The sequence below is a fragment of the Neobacillus niacini genome (assembly GCF_023715415.1).
GTDB classification, from domain to species: Bacteria; Bacillota; Bacilli; order Bacillales; family Cytobacillaceae; genus Neobacillus; species Neobacillus niacini_C.
The window spans coordinates 1-20,767 of sequence record NZ_JAMBOB010000019.1; the positions used below are offsets into that span (position 1 = coordinate 1).

Below are 20,767 nucleotides of genomic sequence, written 5' to 3' on the forward strand. Positions count from 1 at the left end.
TCTTGCATCTTAAACTTCATATTAGGTTCCTCCTTAGGGTTTGAGTTAGAGTGGTGTCTAGACTCATATCTTACTGAGGAGCCTTTTTATTTTCAAAGGTGAAAATTAACCATCTACAGGAATTCTATCGGGTATAGTTGAAGAAGGATTTTATAAAGACTAGTCGAATTTTACTTAATAGTAAAAAGACCATTGGAATCAAAAACTGCTTTCATAAAAAGGAGACGTTAAAATGAAATACTTGTGTTTGGGTTACTTCAGCCCAGAGAAAATGGATGCCAGCCCCAAGGCGGAGATCGAAACTGTCCTTAGCGAATGTCAGCCCCACCTAGAGGAACTATACAAGAGCGGTCAAGTAATTATGGATGTTGGTGTTGACTTGGAAGTAAAATGCTTGAAGCGGATGAACGGGAAAGTTGAGGTTACTGAAGGTCCTTTTGCCAAAACTAATGAGATGATAGGCAGTGTGTTCATCATAGAGGCACTTGATATTAAGGAAGCAATTAGGGTAGCCTCCTTACATCCGACCACACAATTGGATGCAGGTGAGCAGTTTGACTGGCGGATTGAAATCCGCCCTATCCACTACTTCAAGAAGAGAGAATAATGGTCAAGTTTCATTTTTCTTCAAGTATCAGGTGTGAAGCTCAATGGCTATTAGTCGCATTTACCTAGTTCAACTAAAGGGTGGCGTTAGCTGTGAAAAAAAAAGGAGCCTGCCCCACTAAAGGAACAAGCAATTTTGGATTCAAGTTTAAACAAAAGACTTAGCAGGCAGAACCTTTTGGAGTGCACTTTTTTCTTCATCATTTAAAGCTACCATTGGCAGGCGGACGTCTCCCACTTGGACGCCGTGCATATTTAGTGCGGCTTTTACAGGTGTTGGATTTGGTGCTGCAAATAATGCTTTCATGATAGGAAGAAGTCTGCGATGCGAAACGGCAGCTTCTTGAACACGTCCATTTTTAAATTGGTTGATCATTTCCTGCATCTCATTCCCAATAATATGCGAGGCAACAGAAACGACGCCAGCACCACCTATCGCTAGAACAGGTAAAGTTAATCCATCATCACCGCTATACAAAGTAAAATTATCATGAGTTTGGCTAATAATTTCTGCCATTGCATCTAGATTTCCACTAGCTTCTTTTATTGCCACGATATTACTAATTTCCGAGAGTCGTACAACGGTCTCTACTGAAATGTTTACGACACTGCGCCCTGGAATATTATAAAGCATAACCGGTAAGGAAGTGGTTTCGGCAATGGTTTTAAAGTGCTGAAACATGCCTTCTTGTGAAGGCTTATTATAATAAGGAGTAACGAGCATAATTCCATCCACACCCGCTTCTTCAGCCAGCTTTGTTAAGCTGATAGAAGCTCTTGTATTATTGGAGCCGGTTCCAGCAATGACAGGCACCCTGCCTGCGGCAGTTTCTACCACCAATTTAAATAATTCCACTTTTTCTTCTGTAGTTAAGGTGGGGGATTCTCCGGTTGTACCTGAAACGACTAAACCATCAGAACCATTGTCTATTAAATAATTTACTAATGTTCTCGCTGCGTCAAAATCAACCTCACCATGCTGATCAAATGGCGTCACCATCGCTGTTAACACTTGGCCAAAATTCATCATATTCACCCTTTTTATCATTTTTTTTTGAAAATTAGAGGTGGCTTTGAGGTCAGTCAAAAGTTAACGCAAAAAAGCAGCAACGAAGGCTCGCTGCTGCAGTAGAAACATAATAAAAAAACGTTCCTTTGCGTAAGATAGCCCTCCATATAGTCTCCTATATGACAGTTCTGTATTTCTTCAATAGCAGAACCAGCGGTCTAGATCAATGAGATTCCATCCGCTTCGGCAAATTCCCCTTTCCACAATCGTCCTAGGACCTCATCATCCTCAAACTGCGTACTAATGGTCTTTGCGCCTCTATCCTCACTTCAAAAGGTAATGAAGTAAGAAAATATTTAATTACAAACAAATATAACAGAAAATTCACTAGTGTTCAAGAGGGTTGCCTTAAAGTGGTGGCTGTCACCGTGACAAAGTCACGGTGACAGGCACCACTCGTGGACACTGTCCACCTCAGGCGGACAGTCATTTTAGTTTTTTAATGAAGACTACTTTGAGGTAGTCGGATTCTGGATAATACTTGTTGGTTCTGAAGTCTTCAGGGAGTGAAAATTCTTCCATTAGTTTATAGCGTTTATTGGATTCCTTGAAGGCGGTATCGATGAATCCTTTGAATTTATCCATACCAAAGGAACTGGCATTGGTTGATGCGAGGATGATTCCGTTATCCTCTGTGATGGAAATAGCTTCTTTTAATAGGTTTTTATAATCCTTTTCGGCGCTGAAGACAAACTTCTTTGATCTTGCAAAGCTTGGAGGATCAAGGATGACAACATCAAACAGCAGCCCCTTTTTCACTGCATATTTGAAGTATTTGAATACATCCTCTACGATAATATCTTGAGCTTGTGCATCAATTCCATTCACACTAAATTGCTCGATCGTTTTACTTTTGCTTCGATTCGCGAGGTCAACACTGGTTGTTTTCGTCGCACCGCCTAAAGCGGCAAACACTGAAAACACGCCAGTATAAGAGAACGTATTTAATACTCGTTTCCCTTTTGAATAGACATCTCGTAATGTTTTTCTTACATCCTTTTGATCTAAGAACACACCGACCATAGCACTTTCATTCAAATAAACCGCGATATTGACCCCATTTTCTTTTACAATGATGGGGAATTCTCCTCGTTTGCCTGCGACGAAGTCATCTTCTTCAATGTACTTACCACTTTCATCAAACCGCTTTTTCTGATAAATGGCTTTATACTCCACCAAATACTTCAATGAATCTATGATAAACTCCCGAAAGTGATAGATGCCCTTACTGTACCAGGTAATGACGTAATACCCATCGAAGTAATCAATTGTTAAACCTCCGATGCCATCGCCTTCACCGTTAAACACCCGAAAGGCAGTGGTTTCAGTGCTCTGAAAAAAATGTTCTCTTCTATCAAAGGCAGCCTTTAAGGTCTTTTCAAAAAAACGTTGATCAAACTGTTCTTTTTCAATATTGCTAAGCATCCAGCCAAGGCCTTTATTTTGTTTCCCATAATAGCCTTTGGCAATAAAGTGGTTCTGTTCATCAACAAGGTTTATGATGCACCCTTCTTCATCTAGAGCAGCAGGGTTTAGTATGTTGTCTTTTGTAATAAGCGGGTAGCCATTTTTATATTTAGTAACGAACTTTGATTTCACCTTTAACCTGACTTCTGTTTTCATGTCTTCATCCTATCTCTTGTATTTATCATTAGTAGCATTGTAAACAAATATTTGTAAAATCAATCACAATCCATTAATCATAACACTCTTTCCTACGAGTGATGCGTATTTCAAGATAGAGAAAAGCATAAAAAAATCCAGAAAGTATCTGGATCATGATTTTCTATTAGTTTCTTTAAAAAAGGGAGGAATGCTGCTCCACTTAGTGGGTATCCACTGTTAAAGATGATTCATCAGGTCTCTTTCCGTTCTGTAAGTCAGCAAGTGTTAACCCAAAGTTCATTTGCAAATGAGGATAATCTTTAAATTGAGCCCAGTCACCGCCCCATTCAAAACCTAGCGCTTTTGCCAATTCTACGACTTCGTCCCAATCTGGTTTTCCATTCTGATTCCCGTCGTATTGCATATCCCAAATGACATTTTCAGAAGGGGTTTTTATGGCAAAGTCGATGGCAAGCCCAAAATTATGAAACGATTCTCCTCCTCTGGCATGCGTTACGATATTCCCCGCAGCTGTCCGGCCTTGTTCATATAGTCGGTCCTGATCCTCCGCACTGCGAAAGTCATCCGTAATTAAGATCACAATCCCTTTTTCGGCAGATTGCTGGATTAATTGATTGCTCCGTTCCAGTACAATGGGATGGAGTTCAGTAGGGAAATCCTCAGATTCCATACTTATTCGATTAAGCAAGTTAAGTCCTAAAGGGTTTTTTATCATAAAATATAGGAAAAAAGCAATAAATAATGTGAGTACTAGTTTTCCTCTCCAGGTAAGTTTCAACATCGTATTTCCTTTCTAACCTAAATATCTTTTCACTATCAAAGACGAGAAAGATGGACTCATTGTTTCAATTATTTCATTTCCTTTTATTAGTAAATCTAATCTTTCATCCATAAAAAAAGATCCAGGTAACCTGGATCTTTACAAAGTCATATTCCTATTAAGCTTCAACAGAGGCTACTTTAACGGTCCAGTTAAATGGATCTTCTTTTTTCCCCAGTTGAATGCCTGTCATTTCATCATAAATGTCCTGAGATAGCTGGCCAATATGATTGTTATTGATAACGATCGATTGATCTTTCCAAGTCAGTTCACCAACCGGCGAAATAACAGCAGCGGTTCCTGCTCCAAAGACTTCCTCTAATTCCCCGCGTTTATGTGCTGCAAAGACCTCTTCAATGGAGATTTTCTCTTCACGTACAGGGATGTTCCAATGTTTTAATAATTGAATCACTGAATCACGAGTGACACCTGGTAAAATGCTTCCATTTAACCTCGGAGTTACCACTTCTCCATTTATCTTGAAGAAGATATTCATACTGCCGACTTCTTCCACGTACTTATTCTCCTTCGCATCGAGCCAAAGGATTTGCGCATAACCGCCTGCATCTGCTTTCTCTTGCGCTTTCAGGCTGGCTGCATAGTTGCCTGCCGTCTTTACATGGCCGACGCCTCCAATTACCGCACGGACGAATTGCTCTTCCACATAGATCTTCACAGGACTTAGTTGGCTGCCATAATAAGCACCGGAAGGGGAGAGGATGACTAACAATTTATATTGCTTCGCTGGTCGCACACCAAGATATGGCTCCGTTGAGAAAATAAATGGTCGAATGTAAAGCGAAGTTCCCTCACCACTAGGAACCCAATCCTTTTCGGTCATAATTAATTCTTTAATTCCTTCTAATAAGAAGTCCTCATCAATTTGGGGAATACACAGCCTCTCGCAGGATTCGTTCAAACGCTTCATATTCTTCTCCGGACGGAATAATTGGATAGACCCATCCTTCGTTTTATATGCCTTCATTCCTTCAAAGATTGCTTGTCCATAGTGAAAAACCATTGCGGATGGATCAAGCGTTAACGGCTCATAAGGAGTAATTCTCGGGTCAAACCAGCCTAGGTCACTATGATAATCCATTGCAAACATGTAATCACTGAAATACTTGCCGAAACCAAGTGAAGCGGGATCTGGCTTTGGCTTTAATTGTTCTCTAGGAATAAATGAAATCTCTTGTTTCATGCTCACACCTCATTCTTATTTATAAGTTCTGTTTTAAACACTTTATTTACTTATATTACTTTAAAAATTATATTTTTGAAATAATAAAAATACTTTCTTTTACTATACCATTATTTAAATAAATCTGGCTATTTTTGATTTAGATATGACAAATTGGTGACAATCCTGTTTGTCATACCTAAAAATCAATGTCATATATGACAAATATAACTGGTGAAAAAGTACTCATTTTTGTAATGTTAACCTCATTACCATACTACTATTTATAAGATTATTGCCTATATAGAGTAAGCGAATTTTAAGAAGGAAGAGGATAATATGAACAAGCCTAAAATTGCATGGATTACGGATACGACTTCTTCTCTTAGCAAAGAGTTTATTAAGCAGCATAATATACATGTCATACCCCTGCATGTTGTCATTAACGATACATTTTACAAAGAAACAATCGATATTACCGAAGAAGATTTTTATGATCGAATGAAGAATGAGGAAGGGAAATTCCAATCCTCCCAGCCAACTATCGGAGATATCGTGGATCTTTATGAAAAGTTAAAAGAAGAATATGACTTTGGAATTGCGATACATGCCTCTAGTACATTAACTGGCACCTATCAGACCTCTGTGATGGCAGCGGAAATGGCCGGATTTAAATTATTTGCGATTGATTCCCATACGGGTTCTTATCCTTTATCATTCCTTGTGAAAAGAGGGATAGAACTAGTTGAAAAGGGGCTCGATATAGACGAGGTAGTTTCACAGTTAAACGCCTTGCGCAGGCACACTCGATTATTCCTGGTTCCATCCAACCTCGACCAGCTTCATAAAAGCGGCAGAGTGTCTGGAAGCCAAAAAATATTAGCTTCGCTTTTTAATATTAAGCCGATTTTATCGATTGAAGATGGAGCGGCAAAGATTAAAGACAAGGTCCGAACGGAGAAGAAGGCTATTGCGTGGCTGGTAAATCATTTAAAGGATGATTTTCATTCAAAAACAGTTCGGAAGGTTGCCATTGTCCATGCGAATGACACTGAAAGAGCTGCGGGGCTTGAACAATTAGTCAATGAAACTTTTCCAAATATAGAAACAGTGAAATTAATGCTTATCACCGTTGCTGGTGTGCATACGGGGGTTGGGACACTTGGACTATCGTGGGTAAACGAATAATTTTGCAAATAAAACAGTTAAAAGGCCGTTTGAATGAATCAAACGGCCTTTTTGAATTTCTTCATTTAGGATTAAACAACCTATTCATCCTCTGTATATGCTTCGGTTGTTGTGTCCCTGCAATCCCAGCACTGACAGCGATTCCTCTCCATAATACATAATTCCTCACCACAAGAAATGCAGACATCCATAAGAAGAAACTCCCCTTTCCAGTGAAAATGTATATTTATACTATTTTTATTCAGTGTTATTGATAAATATGTCACCAATTGCCCGACAAAACATTTAAACAGTTTGAAAAACTACTGCTCCATATCGGGTGAATTTCATTACATTTAATAAGAAACATTGTGATATACTAGACATCATTCAGTATGGGTGCATCAGGAGGATTGTCTAGAATGGCAAGAGAAGGAACTTTTACTGGTGTCGATGGAGCGGAATTATTTTATACAATAATTGAACCAACAAGTGCTCCCAAAGCATCAGTTATTATCGTACATGGACACGGCGACCATAGCGGCGGCCTGCAGAACATAAGTTTTAGCTTAGTTAATGAAGGATACATTGTTTACACATATGATTTGCGCGGTCATGGAAAAAGCTCGGGGAAACGGGGTTTTATAAAAAGTTGGGATGAGTTTCGTGGTGACTTACACGAATTTCATAAGTTAGTTTCGAAAAAGCAGCCCGGACTGCCTTTGTATATGATCGGACATAGTATGGGCGGGGTCATTGCCCTGGATTATGCTCTCGATTTTAGTAATGGAATCTCAGGGATCATTGCAATAGCACCTGCCATCTCTTATGAAGTGACCAGATTTGAGCGGTTAGGTATCACCTTAATCGGCAAACTGAAGCCTGATCTCAGCATAAATAAGTCGAGGAACTTTCAATTAATGGCGAAGAATACAGCGATGGCTGCCAAATATTATTCAGACTCTTTACGTCACAATACTATTACACCTGGTTTAGGACGTGGTCTGATCCAAGGGATATCAAAGGTATTAAATCAGGCACCTTTGCTAAAGATGCCGTTTCTATTACAATACGGACTTCGTGATAAAATTACACCGCCAACAAAGCTTGGTTCTTTTTTTGAGCATGTTTCATCCAAGGATAAACAGCTAATTGAATACCCCACAGCAAAGCATCGACCTTTTGAGGGACCAGGCAAAGAGCAGTTTCTAAGAGATATGATTGAATGGCTGGACAGTCGGGTTGAGAAAATTCAAAAAGGTAAAGTTAAGGCAGTTTAACTATAGCAAAACAACGAAAGAAGAGCAGGATTAGATTTATCCTGCTCTTCTTTTTTGTGAAAGTTCCTAATAGACTTTATCACCGTTAAAAATAGAATTTTTCACAATGACATAATCTACAAAACGGATGGCTTCCAGCTTGTTTCCTCCAGCATAGGAAATAGAAGATTGTAAATCCTGCTCCATTTCAACGAGAGTATCTATTAGGGCACCTTTGTGTTCCACTAACATTTTCTTGCCTTCTACATTTTTCCGTTCCCCTTTTTGATATTCCGAGGCGGAGCCGAAGTATTCTTTATAAAGCTTTCCATCTCTCTCAATCGTTTCCCCTGGAGATTCTTCATGTCCAGCAAATAAGGAACCAATCATCACCATACATGCCCCAAATCGAATCGATTTTGCAATATCCCCATGGGTACGAATACCGCCATCCGCAATAATCGGCTTACTTGCTGCTTTTGCACACCAGCGAAGAGCCGCTAATTGCCAGCCGCCTGTTCCAAATCCAGTCTTAATCTTCGTGATACATACCTTTCCTGGTCCAATCCCAACCTTAGTCGCGTCTGCACCAGCACGTTCTAATTCCCGAACAGCCTCTGGAGTACCAACATTTCCAGCAATCACAAAACTCTGTGGCAAGTATTTCTTTATATGTTGAATCATCTTAATCACCGCATTGGAATGTCCATGCGCGATATCAATTGTAATGTATTCAGGCGTAAGCTGCTCGTCTGCTAGTTGTTTAATGAATGTGTATTCTTCCTCTTTGACACCAACACTAATCGAGGCAAATAACCCGCGTGATTTCATATCCTTAATAAAATCTAGCCGCCTCTCTGGCTCAAAGCGATGCATGATGTAAAAATACCCATTTTCCGCTAAGAAGATTGCAATCTTTTCATCAATAATGGTCTGCATATTGGCAGGAACCACTGGCAGTTTAAAAGTTCTACCTCCAAAAGACACCGTAGTATCACACTCAGTCCGGCTATTCACTACACTTTTTGCCGGAATCAATTGAATATCTTCATAATCAAACACACTATCCATTAGACTCCTCCTAGAAACAAAATCATCAATGGTTTAGTGTGTTTTGAATAGATTCTTTTTATTCTTTTTTTAAAAATACATCCAAATCTCTACATAAAAAGAAGGGATAAAGGTAATTGTAAGCATGAACTCATTTTAGGAGGAATCGTATGAAGAAATTTAGAATCCTATTAACCTGCTTATGCATTTCTGTATTAGCTATAGGGTGTAATATGAAGGAAGAAGGACGAGCAACAGATCAGCACGGCGAGATCAATAACCGCAATGCTGGTTCTTTAAATGTAGGAAATAGTTTAGGTAATCCAAATTTTAATTTAACGAATATGAATAACACTCCTACCCAGGTTAATAAAACAGGTTTACGGGTAGTAAATGAAGCAGAAGAGAATGTTCAGAACTTACCTGAAATTAAACGTGCGAATATCATTATGGCGAACCGTACTGCTTATGTAGCGGTTGATATGGATGACGACTTTCATAGCGAGCTTTATCCTTACCTCGAGGATCAAATTGCACAACAGATAAGGGATGCGGACGCATCTATTCAAAATGTATATATCTCAAGTAATCGCGACTTTGTCAGACAGATGAGCCAATACAGGGACCAAATACAAAATGGTAGAAAAGCAGAAGGAATGAATAGTGGATTTAATGAAATGGTGCACAGATTCTTTAATCATCATGCGAGGATTAACCAGGACTAATATCGAGAGCTTTCTTAATAAATGACACAAGAATTGACGTATGAACTCATACGTCTTTTTCTTTATTGCTCAAGGTATGTTCGAAATTTCTTTAACTTTGACATAACAATAGACATCATATTATGTTGGACATGAATATAGAATTTCTGAAATTAGTAAAGGGGATGGACTTAATGGCGGAGGTTTTTTTAAAAGTTCAAGACGTTCTTGAAAATTACAAAACAGCAGTTTACGAAAAAAATATCGAAAGGTTCTTGTCTATGTATGCTCCCGATATGCATATTTATGATTGCTGGGGAAACTGGGAGATCAAAGGTATTTCTTCATGGAAGGAAAATGTGGCAGACTGGTTCAATGGATTGAGTGAGGATGGAGTTTTACTTAAAGTTGAATTTAATGACCTAGTAGTTGAAGAACATTCATATCTCGCATTTGTTCATTGTGCTGTAACATTTGCTGCTCACCAAGAAGAAACTGGTGAGAAACTTCGTCAAATAACAAATCGATTCACATATGGTTTAAAAAAAGTGAATGATTCTTGGGTCATAGCTCATGAACATTCATCATTGCCTATTAATATGGAAACAGGTAAGGGGATTTTTAACTTAAAGTAAAAAATAAACTATCTTGATTGGTGATAAGCAGGTGTAGGATGAGTATTGTTTTAGCATTATTGGCGGCTTTATTTGCTTCGATTACAGCGATTTTGGCTAAGGTCGGGATTGAAAATGTAAATTCAAACCTAGCGACAGCGATTCGGACCGTTGTGGTATTAATCATGGCATTTTTGATAGTAATCATAACCGGGCAATTAGACAATATTCCACAGATTTCTACAAGCGCATTATGGTTTATCTTATTTTCTGGTTTAGCAACGGGTTTTTCATGGTTGTTTTTCTTTAAAGCACTTGCCATTGGCGATGTTTCCAAAGTGGTACCGATAGATAAATCCAGTGTAGTCCTCACCATTATTTTCTCTATTCTTGTATTAGGAGAGCCTGCGGAGCCACTGGTTTTAACTGGGGGAGCGATAATAGCGATAGGAACGTTTATTTTGATTGGAAAAAATGAAGATAAGAAACGTTTTTCAGGTTCGCAGCAATATATTGTGTATGCTATTTTGGCAGCAGTATTTGCTGCCTTAACTTCGATATTAGCGAAGATTGGGATGGAAGATGTCGATTCCAATCTGGCGACTTTTCTACGAACCATTGTGATCCTTATCTTTGCATGGGCCATAGTATTTTTCCAGGGCACTCACAAGAAATTGAAAAGCATCTCGAAAAAAGGGTATCTTTTTCTAGTTCTGTCAGGAGTGGCTACTGGTTTATCCTGGTTATGCTATTTTGCAGCACTCGCAATGGGGAAGGTATCTATCGTCGCTCCGATTGACAAATTTAGCGTTGTCCTTACGATGGTGTTAAGTTTTACTATTCTAAAAGAAAAGGCGGCTAAACACACGATTATCGGTGGTATAGTCATAACGATAGGAACGGTATTACTAATTTTATGATACATTAGACGGTAACTTCTTTTAGGAGATACCGTCTTTTTTTATTACATATAGGAGTACAAAAATATCAAAAAAAATATTATCAAATCGTACTATAATAGAAGGTGGAAGTAAAAGGAATCTAACTGATGTTATGTGAGGAGCCTATGATGCACACCTATATACAGCTATTAAGCTACATACCTTATTTTGAAGATAAGAACATAGAATTTTGCGTGTGGGAGGGGATGTATCCAAAGTATGATGAAAAGCTAGAGGAATTTATAAAGGAAGTTTATAAAACGGACTTAATGAAAAGCAATTATTTAGATTACTTGGATGAAAAACGAATAAACAGGGATTACGCTGCGGTTGTTCCTACGGCCGATTTTGAATTATTACGAGCAATTTTAACTTACTATGTGCGCTCGGAACGTTTCAGTGATGGTGCATGGGCAAATTCCGCAAAGGAAGGTGTGTTTTTAAGAATTCTCAATCGTTTAAAAGAATTAGATGGATATGGGAAAATGGATGATGGAAAAATAACAGAGGCTTTAAAAAAGGTAAAACCAGGGCTTGAGAAATATTTAAAAATAATGAATCTAGTGAAAAGTGTAGATGTATCAAAGGATAAAGAATTTCAAAGAGCGTTTAATGGTTTTTATCGAGTAAGGCAGCGGCCGCAGGTTTTCTATGATACGTTCTATTCGTTTATGGAAGTACATAAAGAAAGTGCACCATCATTTGAAAAAACTTTAAGGTACATTCATAAGGAATTAGGAAGAATTGAACCATCTTTTTCAAGCAAATTAGTAGCAACCATCAATCCAAATCTTCCTATTTGGGACTCTGTCGTCCTGAACAACCTGCAATTAAAGCCGCCAGCGTATTATCGAAAAGATAGAATCGAAGAGAGTATTAGGCTATATGAACGGATCGTTGATTGGTATAAGGATTACCTTAAAGATGAAGAAGGGCAGAAAATTATAGAATTATTTGATGAAGCGTACCCAAACACCGGTATAACAGATATTAAGAAAGTAGACTTTGTCATTTGGCAAATAAGAGGTTAAAAAAGCTCGAGAGTTAGCTTACTCTATTATTAGGGAAGCATTAAAACAAGTTTATTTTTACAGATCCATTTTGGAGGGGAAAGGATACAATGGAAATAAAAAATTTAGAATTAGCAAAACAACTGCGTCATGAATTGCACCAGCACCCTGAAATTTCGAATGAAGAGGTTTGGACGAAACAGCACTTGATCGATTTTCTAAAAAAGCATACGAAGCTGGAAATCGTAGATAAGGGCCAGTGGTTCTATGCGATTTACCAGTCCGGTGCAGATAAAAAGAACATTGCTTTTCGTGCAGATTTTGATGCACTTCCGATGCCGGAAGTGATTGACATTCCACACGCTTCCAAGAATCCAGGGGTATCCCACAAATGTGGACATGATGGGCATGCTGCAAGCCTGGCATGCTTTGCACTGGAAGTGGACCAAAAGGGTGCTGACAAAAACATCTTTTTTCTTTTCCAGCACGCGGAGGAAACGGGAGATGGCGCTATCCAATGTGCCAGTTTTATTAAGGAATATCACATTGAGGAGATTTTTGCCTTTCATAATATGAGTGGTATGGCTTTTCATTCCATCAATGTAATCGACGGAACCGCTCATTGTGCGTCCAAAGGCATGACAATCCAAATGGAAGGTTCTCCTGCTCATGCCAGCCAGCCTGAGAATGGAGTCAATCCTGCATTTGCGATTGCCAAGATTATTGATGGCATTCCAGAGCTAACCTCTCCGGAAAACAATGAGGGATTGGTACTTTGTACAGTTATTCAAGTAAACATAGGGGAGAGAGCATTCGGTTTAGCAGCGAGTAAGGGTGAACTTCTCTTAACCATTCGTGCTCAGTACGAAGCAGAATTGGATAACCTTCAGAAAAACATTGAAGCTCTTGCACAAGAGCAAGCAGAAAAGTATGGATTAAACATGAGTATCTCCTTCAACGATGAATTTCCGGAGACGGTAAACCATAAAGACAGTTCTGACAAGATTCGTATGGTCAGCCTAGAAAAAGGATATCAGTTGGTAGAAATGAAGGAAGCCTTTCGTGCCTCAGAAGATTTTGGCCACTACACGAAGTTGACAAAGGGTTCTATTTTCTACATTGGCAACGGTGAAAACTACCCTCATATTCATACCTATGAGTATGACTTCCGAGATGAAATCATCGAAATTGCGGTGGAGCTTTTTAAAGGACTTGCAGAAATATAGTATCCCGGAAGCGAACAGTGCCTGGCACTGTTCGCATTTATTTTTGCTAAATAGGCAATAATTTTCATTCAGGTATTTCTTTTGGTTAAAGGAAACTTTTTTGAAGGAGTGAAATATAATAAGAATAAAGGGAGTGAAAAGGGTGACTCCAACTAAACGAATAAAGAAAAAAATCTTATTAAATTCCTACTTATGTAAAATGTTTGGGATTATTAGTGACCAAGAATATAAAACTATTAACTTCAGTTCTCACGACCATCAACTTTAAATCAATTAGACATCAAGGTCTTGTAATGGAAGAATGAAAATTCGAATGATCCTTACAAAGTTTCTAGCAAAGCATTAAAAAAATAAGAGCCTAATTTAGGCTCTTATTTTAGTATAAACAAGGCTCTTGACTGCCCCCTCATTCAATAGGAGGAAATCACCCAGTAATTTGAAACTTGGATTTTAATCTTTAATCCTATCAGAATGAAAACATGTTAAGCGGCTTGAAAACAAGGATCATTAAAATATACAACTTCAGAGAGTATTTTACAGCCCTTCATGTTTTTAAGAGCATCTCTTGCTTCTTCTTCCGTTTCGAATTCAAACTGGGAAATGTTTGAATCTAAATAACAAGTTATAATCCACATAAAATTCTCTCCTATTTTTTATAAATTTTTTCTTTCCTGCAAACAAGATATCAATAAATATGGCCAAAGATGTCATATGTTGTGTTTAACCTTAAAGATGATTCTGTTTTAATCAAGTTTCAAACCAGGTATTGAAGAAGTAATTATGAATTGCTACGGATTAATGATAATGCAATAATGGAAATATATAAAATGCTAAAAAATTATAATGACATATAAAAAAATTTTATATGGGAAAAATTAGGTGAAAATGGTGGATTATCGTGATTGGGAAATACTGAAGGTCCTCTATAGTCAGAAGAACCTAACAAAAGCAGCACGGCTTTTATTTATTACACAACCTGCATTAACCACCCGAATAAAGCATATGCAGGAAGAATTAGGTGTCAAAATTGTAACCCGTGAAAGTAGAGGAGTTCATTTTACCCCGCAGGGAGAATATCTTGTTCAGTGTGCCGACGATATCCTTGCTCAATATAACAAAATAAAAGAGCATGTTAGGAATATGAATCAAACGTCTGGTAATGAAGTTGTAGGGACATTGAAACTGGGGGTATCCAATTTTTTTGCAAATTATGAGCTGCCCTATATTTTTAAATTATTTAAAAGCCGGTATCCTCATGTGGAATTTAAAGTGGTTACGGGCTGGAGTAAAGATGTAACGAAACTTATACACAATAAGGATGTTCATATCGGCTTTGTTCGAGGCGACTATAGCGGCAGAGGACTGAAGAAACATTTATTATTTGAAGAAACGGTTTCAGTTACGTCGAGGGAAGCGATTGATATTTTTGATTTGCCTAATCTCCCCAGAATTGACTTTAACGGAGATTACTTATTAAAATCATTAATTGATAATTGGTGGGCTGAAAACTATTCACAGTCTCCTTTTATTAGTATAGAAGTGGACCAGATTGAGACTTGTAAGGAAATGGTTATTAATGGATTAGGCTATGGCTTTTTGTCCAGCCGTATTCTAAATAATATAGATGATTTATATAAAATCGTTTTAACAGATCAAAAAGGAAATCCTATACTACGCAGAACATGGATGTATTACCATAAGGAATCCTTGGAATGGAATGTCGTCAAGGCTTTTGTAAACTTTATTGAAACATTAGTTTCGGATGCTTCAAAAAAGATATAACACCATTTTGTTAACGCTGATATCCAAATTCAAAAAGGTTAAATGAAAGATATCACTTAGATACTTTAAGGTGAACCGTATCAAAAAGCTCAACTTAAAAATATAAACTGATTATTAGACCGATTAATAGTAAATATTATTATCGGTGTCACTCCCCGAGTTTTGTCGAAGATTGATAGTTCTTAATATTAGTAGATAATGTGTTAGAGGGAAGGTTCAATGTCGCTTCTGAAAATACCGCATTGCATCTTACCTCTAATGTCATGGGACAGTTAACATGTATAATCCTCATCTAGCAAATCAGCTAACCTATAGCTTGTTTTCATTAATCATTGCAAAGTTTCTTATTGTTAAAATAGGAAAGTCAGTTGGATTAATCTCCTGGACAAATTAAAAGAAGGCAGTTATCTACATAAAGTAGGTGATTGCCTTCTTGTTTATCAAAAATGGACTTTTTCAGTAGTCTCGAACCGTCCCCATAGCGCTTTTTTCTTATCCATTTAGTAAATCTGAGCAATATTTTCTAATCAAATTTGAAGCTTTGGTTTGGCTGATGCCGAGGTCGTTCGCCACTTTTCTAGAAGATTTGCACGTTTGATAGGATCTTCTGACAAGGGTCCTCTTTGTTTCTTCAAGAGCTTTATCCAATGAGTTTGGCAGGGCAAGCTGAGTAACCTGTCCGACACTTGCACTGATAATATCTGGTATATCGGCGAGTTGAATAATGGAATTGCTTATAATAACTAAACGTTCCATTAAGTTTTCCAGCTGGCGAATATTTCCTGGCCAGGAATAGTGAACGAGGATGTTCAGGCATTCATCGGAAATAACTTTATTTTCATTATATTTTTGATTGAATTTATTTAAAAAGTTATATATGAGCGGAATAATATCTTCCTTTCTTTCAGATAACGGCGGTAAATAAATATCAATCACATTCAACCGGTAAAATAAATCTTCGCGAAATGCTTTGTCTTTCACCATATCCGCTAAGTTTTTATTGGTTGCTGCCATAATCCGTATGTCCACTTTTTTTACTTTATTACTTCCGACAGGGATAAACTGCTTCTCCTGAATGACCTGAAGAAGTTTTGCCTGCACAGATAGAGGCATTTCCCCAATCTCGTCTAAAAATAAAGTGCCGCCATTTGCAGCCTCCATTAGTCCTTCTTTTCCCAGTTTACTTGCACCGGTAAAGGCCCCTTTCGAATAGCCAAACAGCTCTGACTCTAATAACTCCTCTGGAATGGCCGCGCAGTTGATGGCAAGAAATGGTCCATTTTTTCGTCTGCTTAATTTATGGATATATTGGGCCAGCACGCTTTTTCCTGTTCCAGACTCTCCAAGAATTAGAATATTTGAATCTGTCGGAGCTACTTTTTTGCAAAACTCTAAGATACTCTTAATCTTACCGCTATTTGTTATAATTTGGGCCTCACTTTTAATCTCTTGAGTTGATTTTAACTCATTCTTCTCTTCTTTCGCCTTCATCATTTTTATGGTTTGAACCTGAGTGGATGTAATAACGACGAGGTCTATTTCCCCTTTTTCGTTCAATATAGGCACGGCGGAGGTCATTAACTCCGCTCCAATATTTGTGACCTGCCTCATATAGCATGGCACTTTTCTTCTATAAACCTCGGGTACAATCGAAGGCTTCCAATACCCTTTTTCAAAGAGTTCGACATTGAATTTTCCAATGACCTCTGTTGGTTTAAGACCATAATGCTTTTCGCAAACCTGATTGACATAAAGAATTCGCTTTTCACCATCAAGGACGAAGATTTCGTCAGAGGAGTGATCAAGAATTTTTAATAGAGTTTGTACGGTCATTTCTACATGGCCTGTGTGATTAGATATTTTCATTTGAAAGCCCTTTCATTTAAAAGTGAGTTATTTTTGCTTCAAAGAAAGTAACAATGAGTTCATTTTAACTCATTTATTTATAATATTCAGCATGTTTTTACTATTTTCATGCATATTTCTTGGTTTAACAACATTGGCACAGTACTTGCATTATAAAAGGTATGAGTCATTTATTATTTTGTTTCGTTGGTGAGCGGTGCACGTTTACCATAAAACAAATAGGGAGGGAAGATATGGGAGAGCAGCTAGAAACATTTGATATTACCATTATCGGTGGAGGGCCAGTTGGTCTATTTACTGCCTTCTATGCGGGGATGCGCCAAGCTTCTGTAAAAGTAATTGAAAGTCTTCCCCAATTAGGCGGTCAATTGTCTGCGTTGTACCCTGAAAAAAATATTTATGATATTGCTGGGTTTCCTAAGGTGAGAGCTGGTGAGCTCGTTGATAATTTAATGACGCAGATGAATCAGTTTGAACCAGCACTTTGCTTAGAGGAATCCGTTGAAAGTATTACGCGTCTTCCAAATCAGTCTTTTGCCATCTTAACGAACAAAGGAACTCATTATACGAAAGCCGTCATTATTACAGCTGGAAATGGTGCATTCCAACCGCGGAAGCTGAAATTGCCAGACGAAGAAAAATTTGAAAGAGCCAATATCCATTATTTCGTTCAGGATTTAAGTCGATTTGCCGGACGAAAGGTTGCTGTATTTGGCGGCGGTGATTCTGCAGTTGATTGGGCATTAATGCTTGAACCTATCGCAGAAAAAGTGTCACTCATTCACAGAAGAGATAAGTTCCGTGCCCATGAACACAGTGTTGAATTATTGAAAAAATCGAAAGTAGAGGTTTTAACGCCGTATGTTCCGGTCGAACTAATAGGGAAAAACAAGGTAGAAAAGGTAGTTTTGACAGAAGCGAACAGTGGCGAGCCGATGGAAATCTTCGTTGATGATGTCCTTGTCAATTACGGATTTGTCTCCACACTCGGCCCGATAAAAGACTGGGGTTTAGACATCGAAGGGAACTCGATTGTTGTCAATTCTAATATGGAAACAAATATAAAAGGGATTTATGCCGCGGGCGATATTTGCACGTATAAAGGCAAAGTAAAGTTGATTGCCAGCGGTTTTGGAGAGGCGCCGACAGCTGTAAGTAATGCTAAGGTCTACCTGGATCCCAATTCGAAGGTGCAGCCGCTTCACAGTACAAGCATGATGGAGAAAAAAGAGAAAAGCAGTGAATCCGCTAAGGAACAGATAGTAAGAGTTTAATAGTAAAAAAATCGAATCTATTTATGGAGGAAAAAATCATGGCTTATAATAAAGTGCAAAATGCAACGAATCGTACATTTGAAAGACCGTTACCATATGACAAATATACAGACCCGAAAGTATTGGAAAAAGAAATGGAGCTTGTTTTCTCAAAATCATGGCAGCTTGTGGGCCATGTCAGCCAATTAGAAAAGCCAGGGGACTTTTTTACTCTTGATGTCGCAGGAGAGCCGATTCTTGTAACTCGCGGAAAAGATGAAGTGATACGCGCTTTTTACAATGTTTGTCCGCATCGTGCGACAAAGCTTGAAAGAACAGAGGCAGGAAACAAGAAAATCTTGCAATGTGGTTACCATGGTTGGACCTTCAAACTTGATGGACAGTTGAATAAAGCACCGAACTTTCGAGGGGAAGATGCGGCTTGTGTGTCAGATGCTTGTTTGCGTTCTGTCTCCATCGGGATTATGGAATCATTAATCTTTGTGAACCTTGATGATAATGCGAAGCCGTTAAGCGAGTCATACGGCGATTTCTTTGAAAAATTAAGCAAGTTCCCATTCTTAAGTGAGTTAAAAAGAACTCACCAAAGAACACGTGTGGTGAAAGCAAACTGGAAGGCTTATATTGACAACTATTTGGAATGTGACCATTGTCATGTTGCCCATCCAAGTTTCGTTGCAGCTCTGGATATGAATGATTACCAAATCATTACATGTGACAATTATTCGATCCAAGGTACAATTGTAAAACCAGATAAAAAATATGGAAGTGTTAATCTAGATGAAGCCGAAATGCAAGGCGGATCATTTTACTGGTTATGGCCGAATTTGATGGTGACCATTTATCCGGGTCCTGGAAATATGGCTACCATCCAAATGATCCCAATTGATCACGAAACATCTTTGGCTGTCTATACCTATTATTTCCGTGATGAAAACTTAACTCAAGAAGAAAAAGACTTAGTGGCATTTGCAGAACAGGTTCGCCAGGAAGATATTGAGCTTGTAGAGCTGGAGCAAATTGGCTTCCGTTCTCGTGCCTTTAATAAAGGCAGATATTCATCTTCAGAAAAAGCGATATTACAATTTCATGAAATGGTATTGGAGGCCCTAAATGAGTAATCCTGTGAGTGAATTAACGTCGACGAAACAGTTCCTAATGATCAACGGAGAAAAAGTAGAAACAACGAACTATGCACCACTTCGCTCCCCTTATTCTGGAGAGGAAATCGCCCAAATTGCGATGGCAGATAAAGCGCTTACGAAAAAAGCAATCGATGCTGCCTACAACGCACGTGGAGTAATGGCGAAAATGCCGGCCTATCAGCGGGCAGAGATTTTGGAAAATGTTGTTACTCTTTTAAAAGAAAGAGCAGATGAAGCGGCTGGAATCATTACACGTGAATCCGCAAAACCAATTATGTTCTCTAAGGCAGAAGTGGCGAGAACCATTGAAACGTATAAGTTTGCAGCTGAAGAAGCAAAACGAATTCATGGCGAAACGATTCCTTTCGATGCCGCAACAGGCGGTGTTGGCCGATTCGGATATACGGTAAGAGAACCGATTGGAGTAATCGGAGCCATTACACCTTTTAACTTTCCGATGAACCTTGTCGCTCATAAAGTAGGGCCAGCGATTGCCGCAGGAAACACGATTGTCTTAAAGCCTGCTTCACAGACACCGCTTTCCGCCCTCTTTATTGCTGAACTTTTTGAAGAGGCAGGTCTTCCGGCCGGCGTATTAAATGTTTTGACAGGTCCTGGCGGTACAGTAGGAGATGCGATTGTGGAGGATGATCGAGTGAGCATGGTTACCTTTACGGGGAGCGTGGGTGTTGGGATTGGTATCCGCAGTAAAGCCGGATTAAAAAAGACGACATTGGAGCTTGGTTCCAATTCAGCCTTAATTATTGATAAAGACATTGACATTGATCAAATTATCGATCGTTGTATCATGGGAGCATTCTCGAACCAAGGACAGGTATGTATTTCCTTACAGCGTGTATTTGCCCATGAAGCGGTATATGAGGAATTTGTAACCAAATTCACGGCAGCGGCGAAGCAATTGAAAATTGGTGACCCATTTGATCCGGAAACCTATATTTCAGCATTAATTTCAAAAGGGGAAGCTGAACGTGTATTAGGCTGGATTAACGAAACAGAGGGCAGCACCGCAAACATCGCGGCAGGAGGAAAGCTTGTGAACGGTATTCTTGAGCCAACGATTATTACTGATGCGGATCACGATTTAAAGGTATCTTGTCAGGAAGCTTTTGCACCGGTTGTCGTTGTGAACAAGGTAAGTTCAGTAGAGGAAGCAATTAAAGAAGTAAATAACTCCCGCTTTGGACTTCAGGCTGGTATTTATACAAATAGTGTGAAAAATGCCCTTTTTGCCTCACAGGAATTGCATGTAGGCGGTGTTATAATTAATGACATACCAACCTACCGTGTTGATCAAATGCCATACGGCGGTGTAAAAGAAAGTGGTACAGGCCGTGAAGGTATTAAATATGCAGTCGAAGAAATGACCGAAATGAAACTGATTGTCTGGAATCATAGCTGAAAATAAAG

19 protein-coding genes and 1 riboswitch are annotated in these 20,767 nt (G+C 38.6%); of the genes, 12 read left to right on the forward strand and 7 right to left on the reverse strand.

Annotated features, from left to right (window positions below; translation table 11 throughout):
- Positions 1 to 232 precede the first annotated feature (232 nt).
- A complete protein-coding gene (locus tag M3189_RS25240; RefSeq protein ID WP_251639347.1) occupies positions 233 to 607 on the forward strand; it encodes a YciI family protein in 375 nt (124 codons plus the stop codon).
- A 147-nt stretch (positions 608 to 754) separates the two neighbouring features.
- Here the strand turns inward: M3189_RS25240 and dapA are convergent, their stop codons facing one another.
- From dapA to M3189_RS25260, 4 genes are all read right to left on the reverse strand, one after another.
- Complete coding sequence (gene dapA / locus M3189_RS25245; RefSeq protein WP_251639349.1) at positions 755 to 1,633, reverse strand: 4-hydroxy-tetrahydrodipicolinate synthase; 879 nt, start codon at positions 1,631 to 1,633, stop codon at positions 755 to 757.
- 130 nt (positions 1,634 to 1,763) lie between these two features.
- A riboswitch (Lysine riboswitch) is annotated at positions 1,764 to 1,944 on the reverse strand.
- 157 nt (positions 1,945 to 2,101) lie between these two features.
- Positions 2,102 to 3,298, reverse strand: a complete 1,197-nt coding sequence (locus tag M3189_RS25250; protein ID WP_251639351.1) for a class I SAM-dependent rRNA methyltransferase — start codon at positions 3,296 to 3,298, stop codon at positions 2,102 to 2,104.
- Between the two features lie 202 nt (positions 3,299 to 3,500).
- Positions 3,501 to 4,082 (reverse strand): M15 family metallopeptidase, encoded by a 582-nt coding sequence (locus M3189_RS25255; RefSeq protein ID WP_285889823.1) that lies wholly within the window; start codon positions 4,080 to 4,082, stop codon positions 3,501 to 3,503.
- A 157-nt stretch (positions 4,083 to 4,239) separates the two neighbouring features.
- A complete protein-coding gene (locus tag M3189_RS25260) occupies positions 4,240 to 5,322 on the reverse strand; it encodes a branched-chain amino acid aminotransferase (protein WP_251639353.1) in 1,083 nt (360 codons plus the stop codon).
- A 318-nt stretch (positions 5,323 to 5,640) separates the two neighbouring features.
- Here M3189_RS25260 and M3189_RS25265 point away from each other — a divergent pair, with 318 nt between their 5' ends.
- Positions 5,641 to 6,489: a DegV family protein gene (locus tag M3189_RS25265; protein ID WP_251639355.1), complete on the forward strand. Its 849-nt coding sequence runs from the start codon at positions 5,641 to 5,643 to the stop codon at positions 6,487 to 6,489.
- A 401-nt stretch (positions 6,490 to 6,890) separates the two neighbouring features.
- Positions 6,891 to 7,748, forward strand: a complete 858-nt coding sequence (locus tag M3189_RS25270; protein ID WP_251639357.1) for an alpha/beta hydrolase — start codon at positions 6,891 to 6,893, stop codon at positions 7,746 to 7,748.
- 66 nt (positions 7,749 to 7,814) lie between these two features.
- On the opposite strand, the gene guaC is transcribed toward M3189_RS25270, so the two are convergent.
- Complete coding sequence (gene guaC / locus M3189_RS25275) at positions 7,815 to 8,798, reverse strand: GMP reductase (RefSeq protein WP_251639359.1); 984 nt, start codon at positions 8,796 to 8,798, stop codon at positions 7,815 to 7,817.
- Between the two features lie 149 nt (positions 8,799 to 8,947).
- On the opposite strand from guaC, the gene M3189_RS25280 reads away from it, so the two are divergent.
- The 5 genes from M3189_RS25280 to M3189_RS25300 all read left to right on the forward strand — a co-directional run bounded on the left by M3189_RS25280 (position 8,948) and on the right by M3189_RS25300 (position 13,272).
- Positions 8,948 to 9,502 carry a YhcN/YlaJ family sporulation lipoprotein gene (locus tag M3189_RS25280; protein ID WP_251639369.1) on the forward strand — a complete coding sequence of 185 codons (555 nt, stop codon included), beginning with the start codon at positions 8,948 to 8,950 and terminating at the stop codon, positions 9,500 to 9,502.
- A 173-nt stretch (positions 9,503 to 9,675) separates the two neighbouring features.
- Positions 9,676 to 10,116 (forward strand): YybH family protein, encoded by a 441-nt coding sequence (locus M3189_RS25285; protein WP_251639371.1) that lies wholly within the window; start codon positions 9,676 to 9,678, stop codon positions 10,114 to 10,116.
- A 38-nt stretch (positions 10,117 to 10,154) separates the two neighbouring features.
- A complete protein-coding gene (locus tag M3189_RS25290; RefSeq protein WP_251639378.1) occupies positions 10,155 to 11,015 on the forward strand; it encodes an EamA family transporter in 861 nt (286 codons plus the stop codon).
- 149 nt (positions 11,016 to 11,164) lie between these two features.
- The gene (locus M3189_RS25295; protein WP_251639380.1) at positions 11,165 to 12,067 is read left to right on the forward strand and encodes a DUF6508 domain-containing protein; all 903 of its coding nucleotides are present in this window, start codon (positions 11,165 to 11,167) and stop codon (positions 12,065 to 12,067) included.
- Between the two features lie 89 nt (positions 12,068 to 12,156).
- On the forward strand, positions 12,157 to 13,272 hold the full coding sequence (locus M3189_RS25300) for an amidohydrolase (protein ID WP_251639382.1): 1,116 nt from the start codon (positions 12,157 to 12,159) through the stop codon (positions 13,270 to 13,272).
- Positions 13,273 to 13,754: 482 nt separating this feature from the next.
- Here the strand turns inward: M3189_RS25300 and M3189_RS25305 are convergent, their stop codons facing one another.
- Positions 13,755 to 13,907, reverse strand: a complete 153-nt coding sequence (locus M3189_RS25305; RefSeq protein ID WP_251639384.1) for a hypothetical protein — start codon at positions 13,905 to 13,907, stop codon at positions 13,755 to 13,757.
- Positions 13,908 to 14,160: 253 nt separating this feature from the next.
- Here M3189_RS25305 and M3189_RS25310 point away from each other — a divergent pair, with 253 nt between their 5' ends.
- Complete coding sequence (locus M3189_RS25310; protein ID WP_251639454.1) at positions 14,161 to 15,054, forward strand: LysR family transcriptional regulator; 894 nt, start codon at positions 14,161 to 14,163, stop codon at positions 15,052 to 15,054.
- Positions 15,055 to 15,546: 492 nt separating this feature from the next.
- Here the strand turns inward: M3189_RS25310 and M3189_RS25315 are convergent, their stop codons facing one another.
- The gene (locus tag M3189_RS25315; RefSeq protein WP_251639393.1) at positions 15,547 to 16,920 is read right to left on the reverse strand and encodes a sigma-54 interaction domain-containing protein; all 1,374 of its coding nucleotides are present in this window, start codon (positions 16,918 to 16,920) and stop codon (positions 15,547 to 15,549) included.
- A 233-nt stretch (positions 16,921 to 17,153) separates the two neighbouring features.
- Between M3189_RS25315 and M3189_RS25320 the strand changes: the two genes are divergently transcribed.
- The 3 genes from M3189_RS25320 to M3189_RS25330 are packed head-to-tail and all read left to right on the forward strand — an operon-like array spanning position 17,154 to position 20,759.
- Positions 17,154 to 18,194, forward strand: coding sequence for an NAD(P)/FAD-dependent oxidoreductase (locus M3189_RS25320; protein WP_251639395.1), 1,041 nt, complete (start codon positions 17,154 to 17,156; stop codon positions 18,192 to 18,194).
- 38 nt (positions 18,195 to 18,232) lie between these two features.
- Entirely contained in the window at positions 18,233 to 19,315 is a 1,083-nt protein-coding gene (locus tag M3189_RS25325) for an aromatic ring-hydroxylating oxygenase subunit alpha (protein WP_251639397.1), read from the forward strand.
- Positions 19,308 to 20,759 carry an aldehyde dehydrogenase family protein gene (locus M3189_RS25330; protein ID WP_251639399.1) on the forward strand — a complete coding sequence of 484 codons (1,452 nt, stop codon included), beginning with the start codon at positions 19,308 to 19,310 and terminating at the stop codon, positions 20,757 to 20,759. The genes M3189_RS25325 and M3189_RS25330 overlap by 8 nt, the downstream gene beginning before the upstream one ends.
- The last annotated feature ends 8 nt before the right edge of the window (positions 20,760 to 20,767 follow it).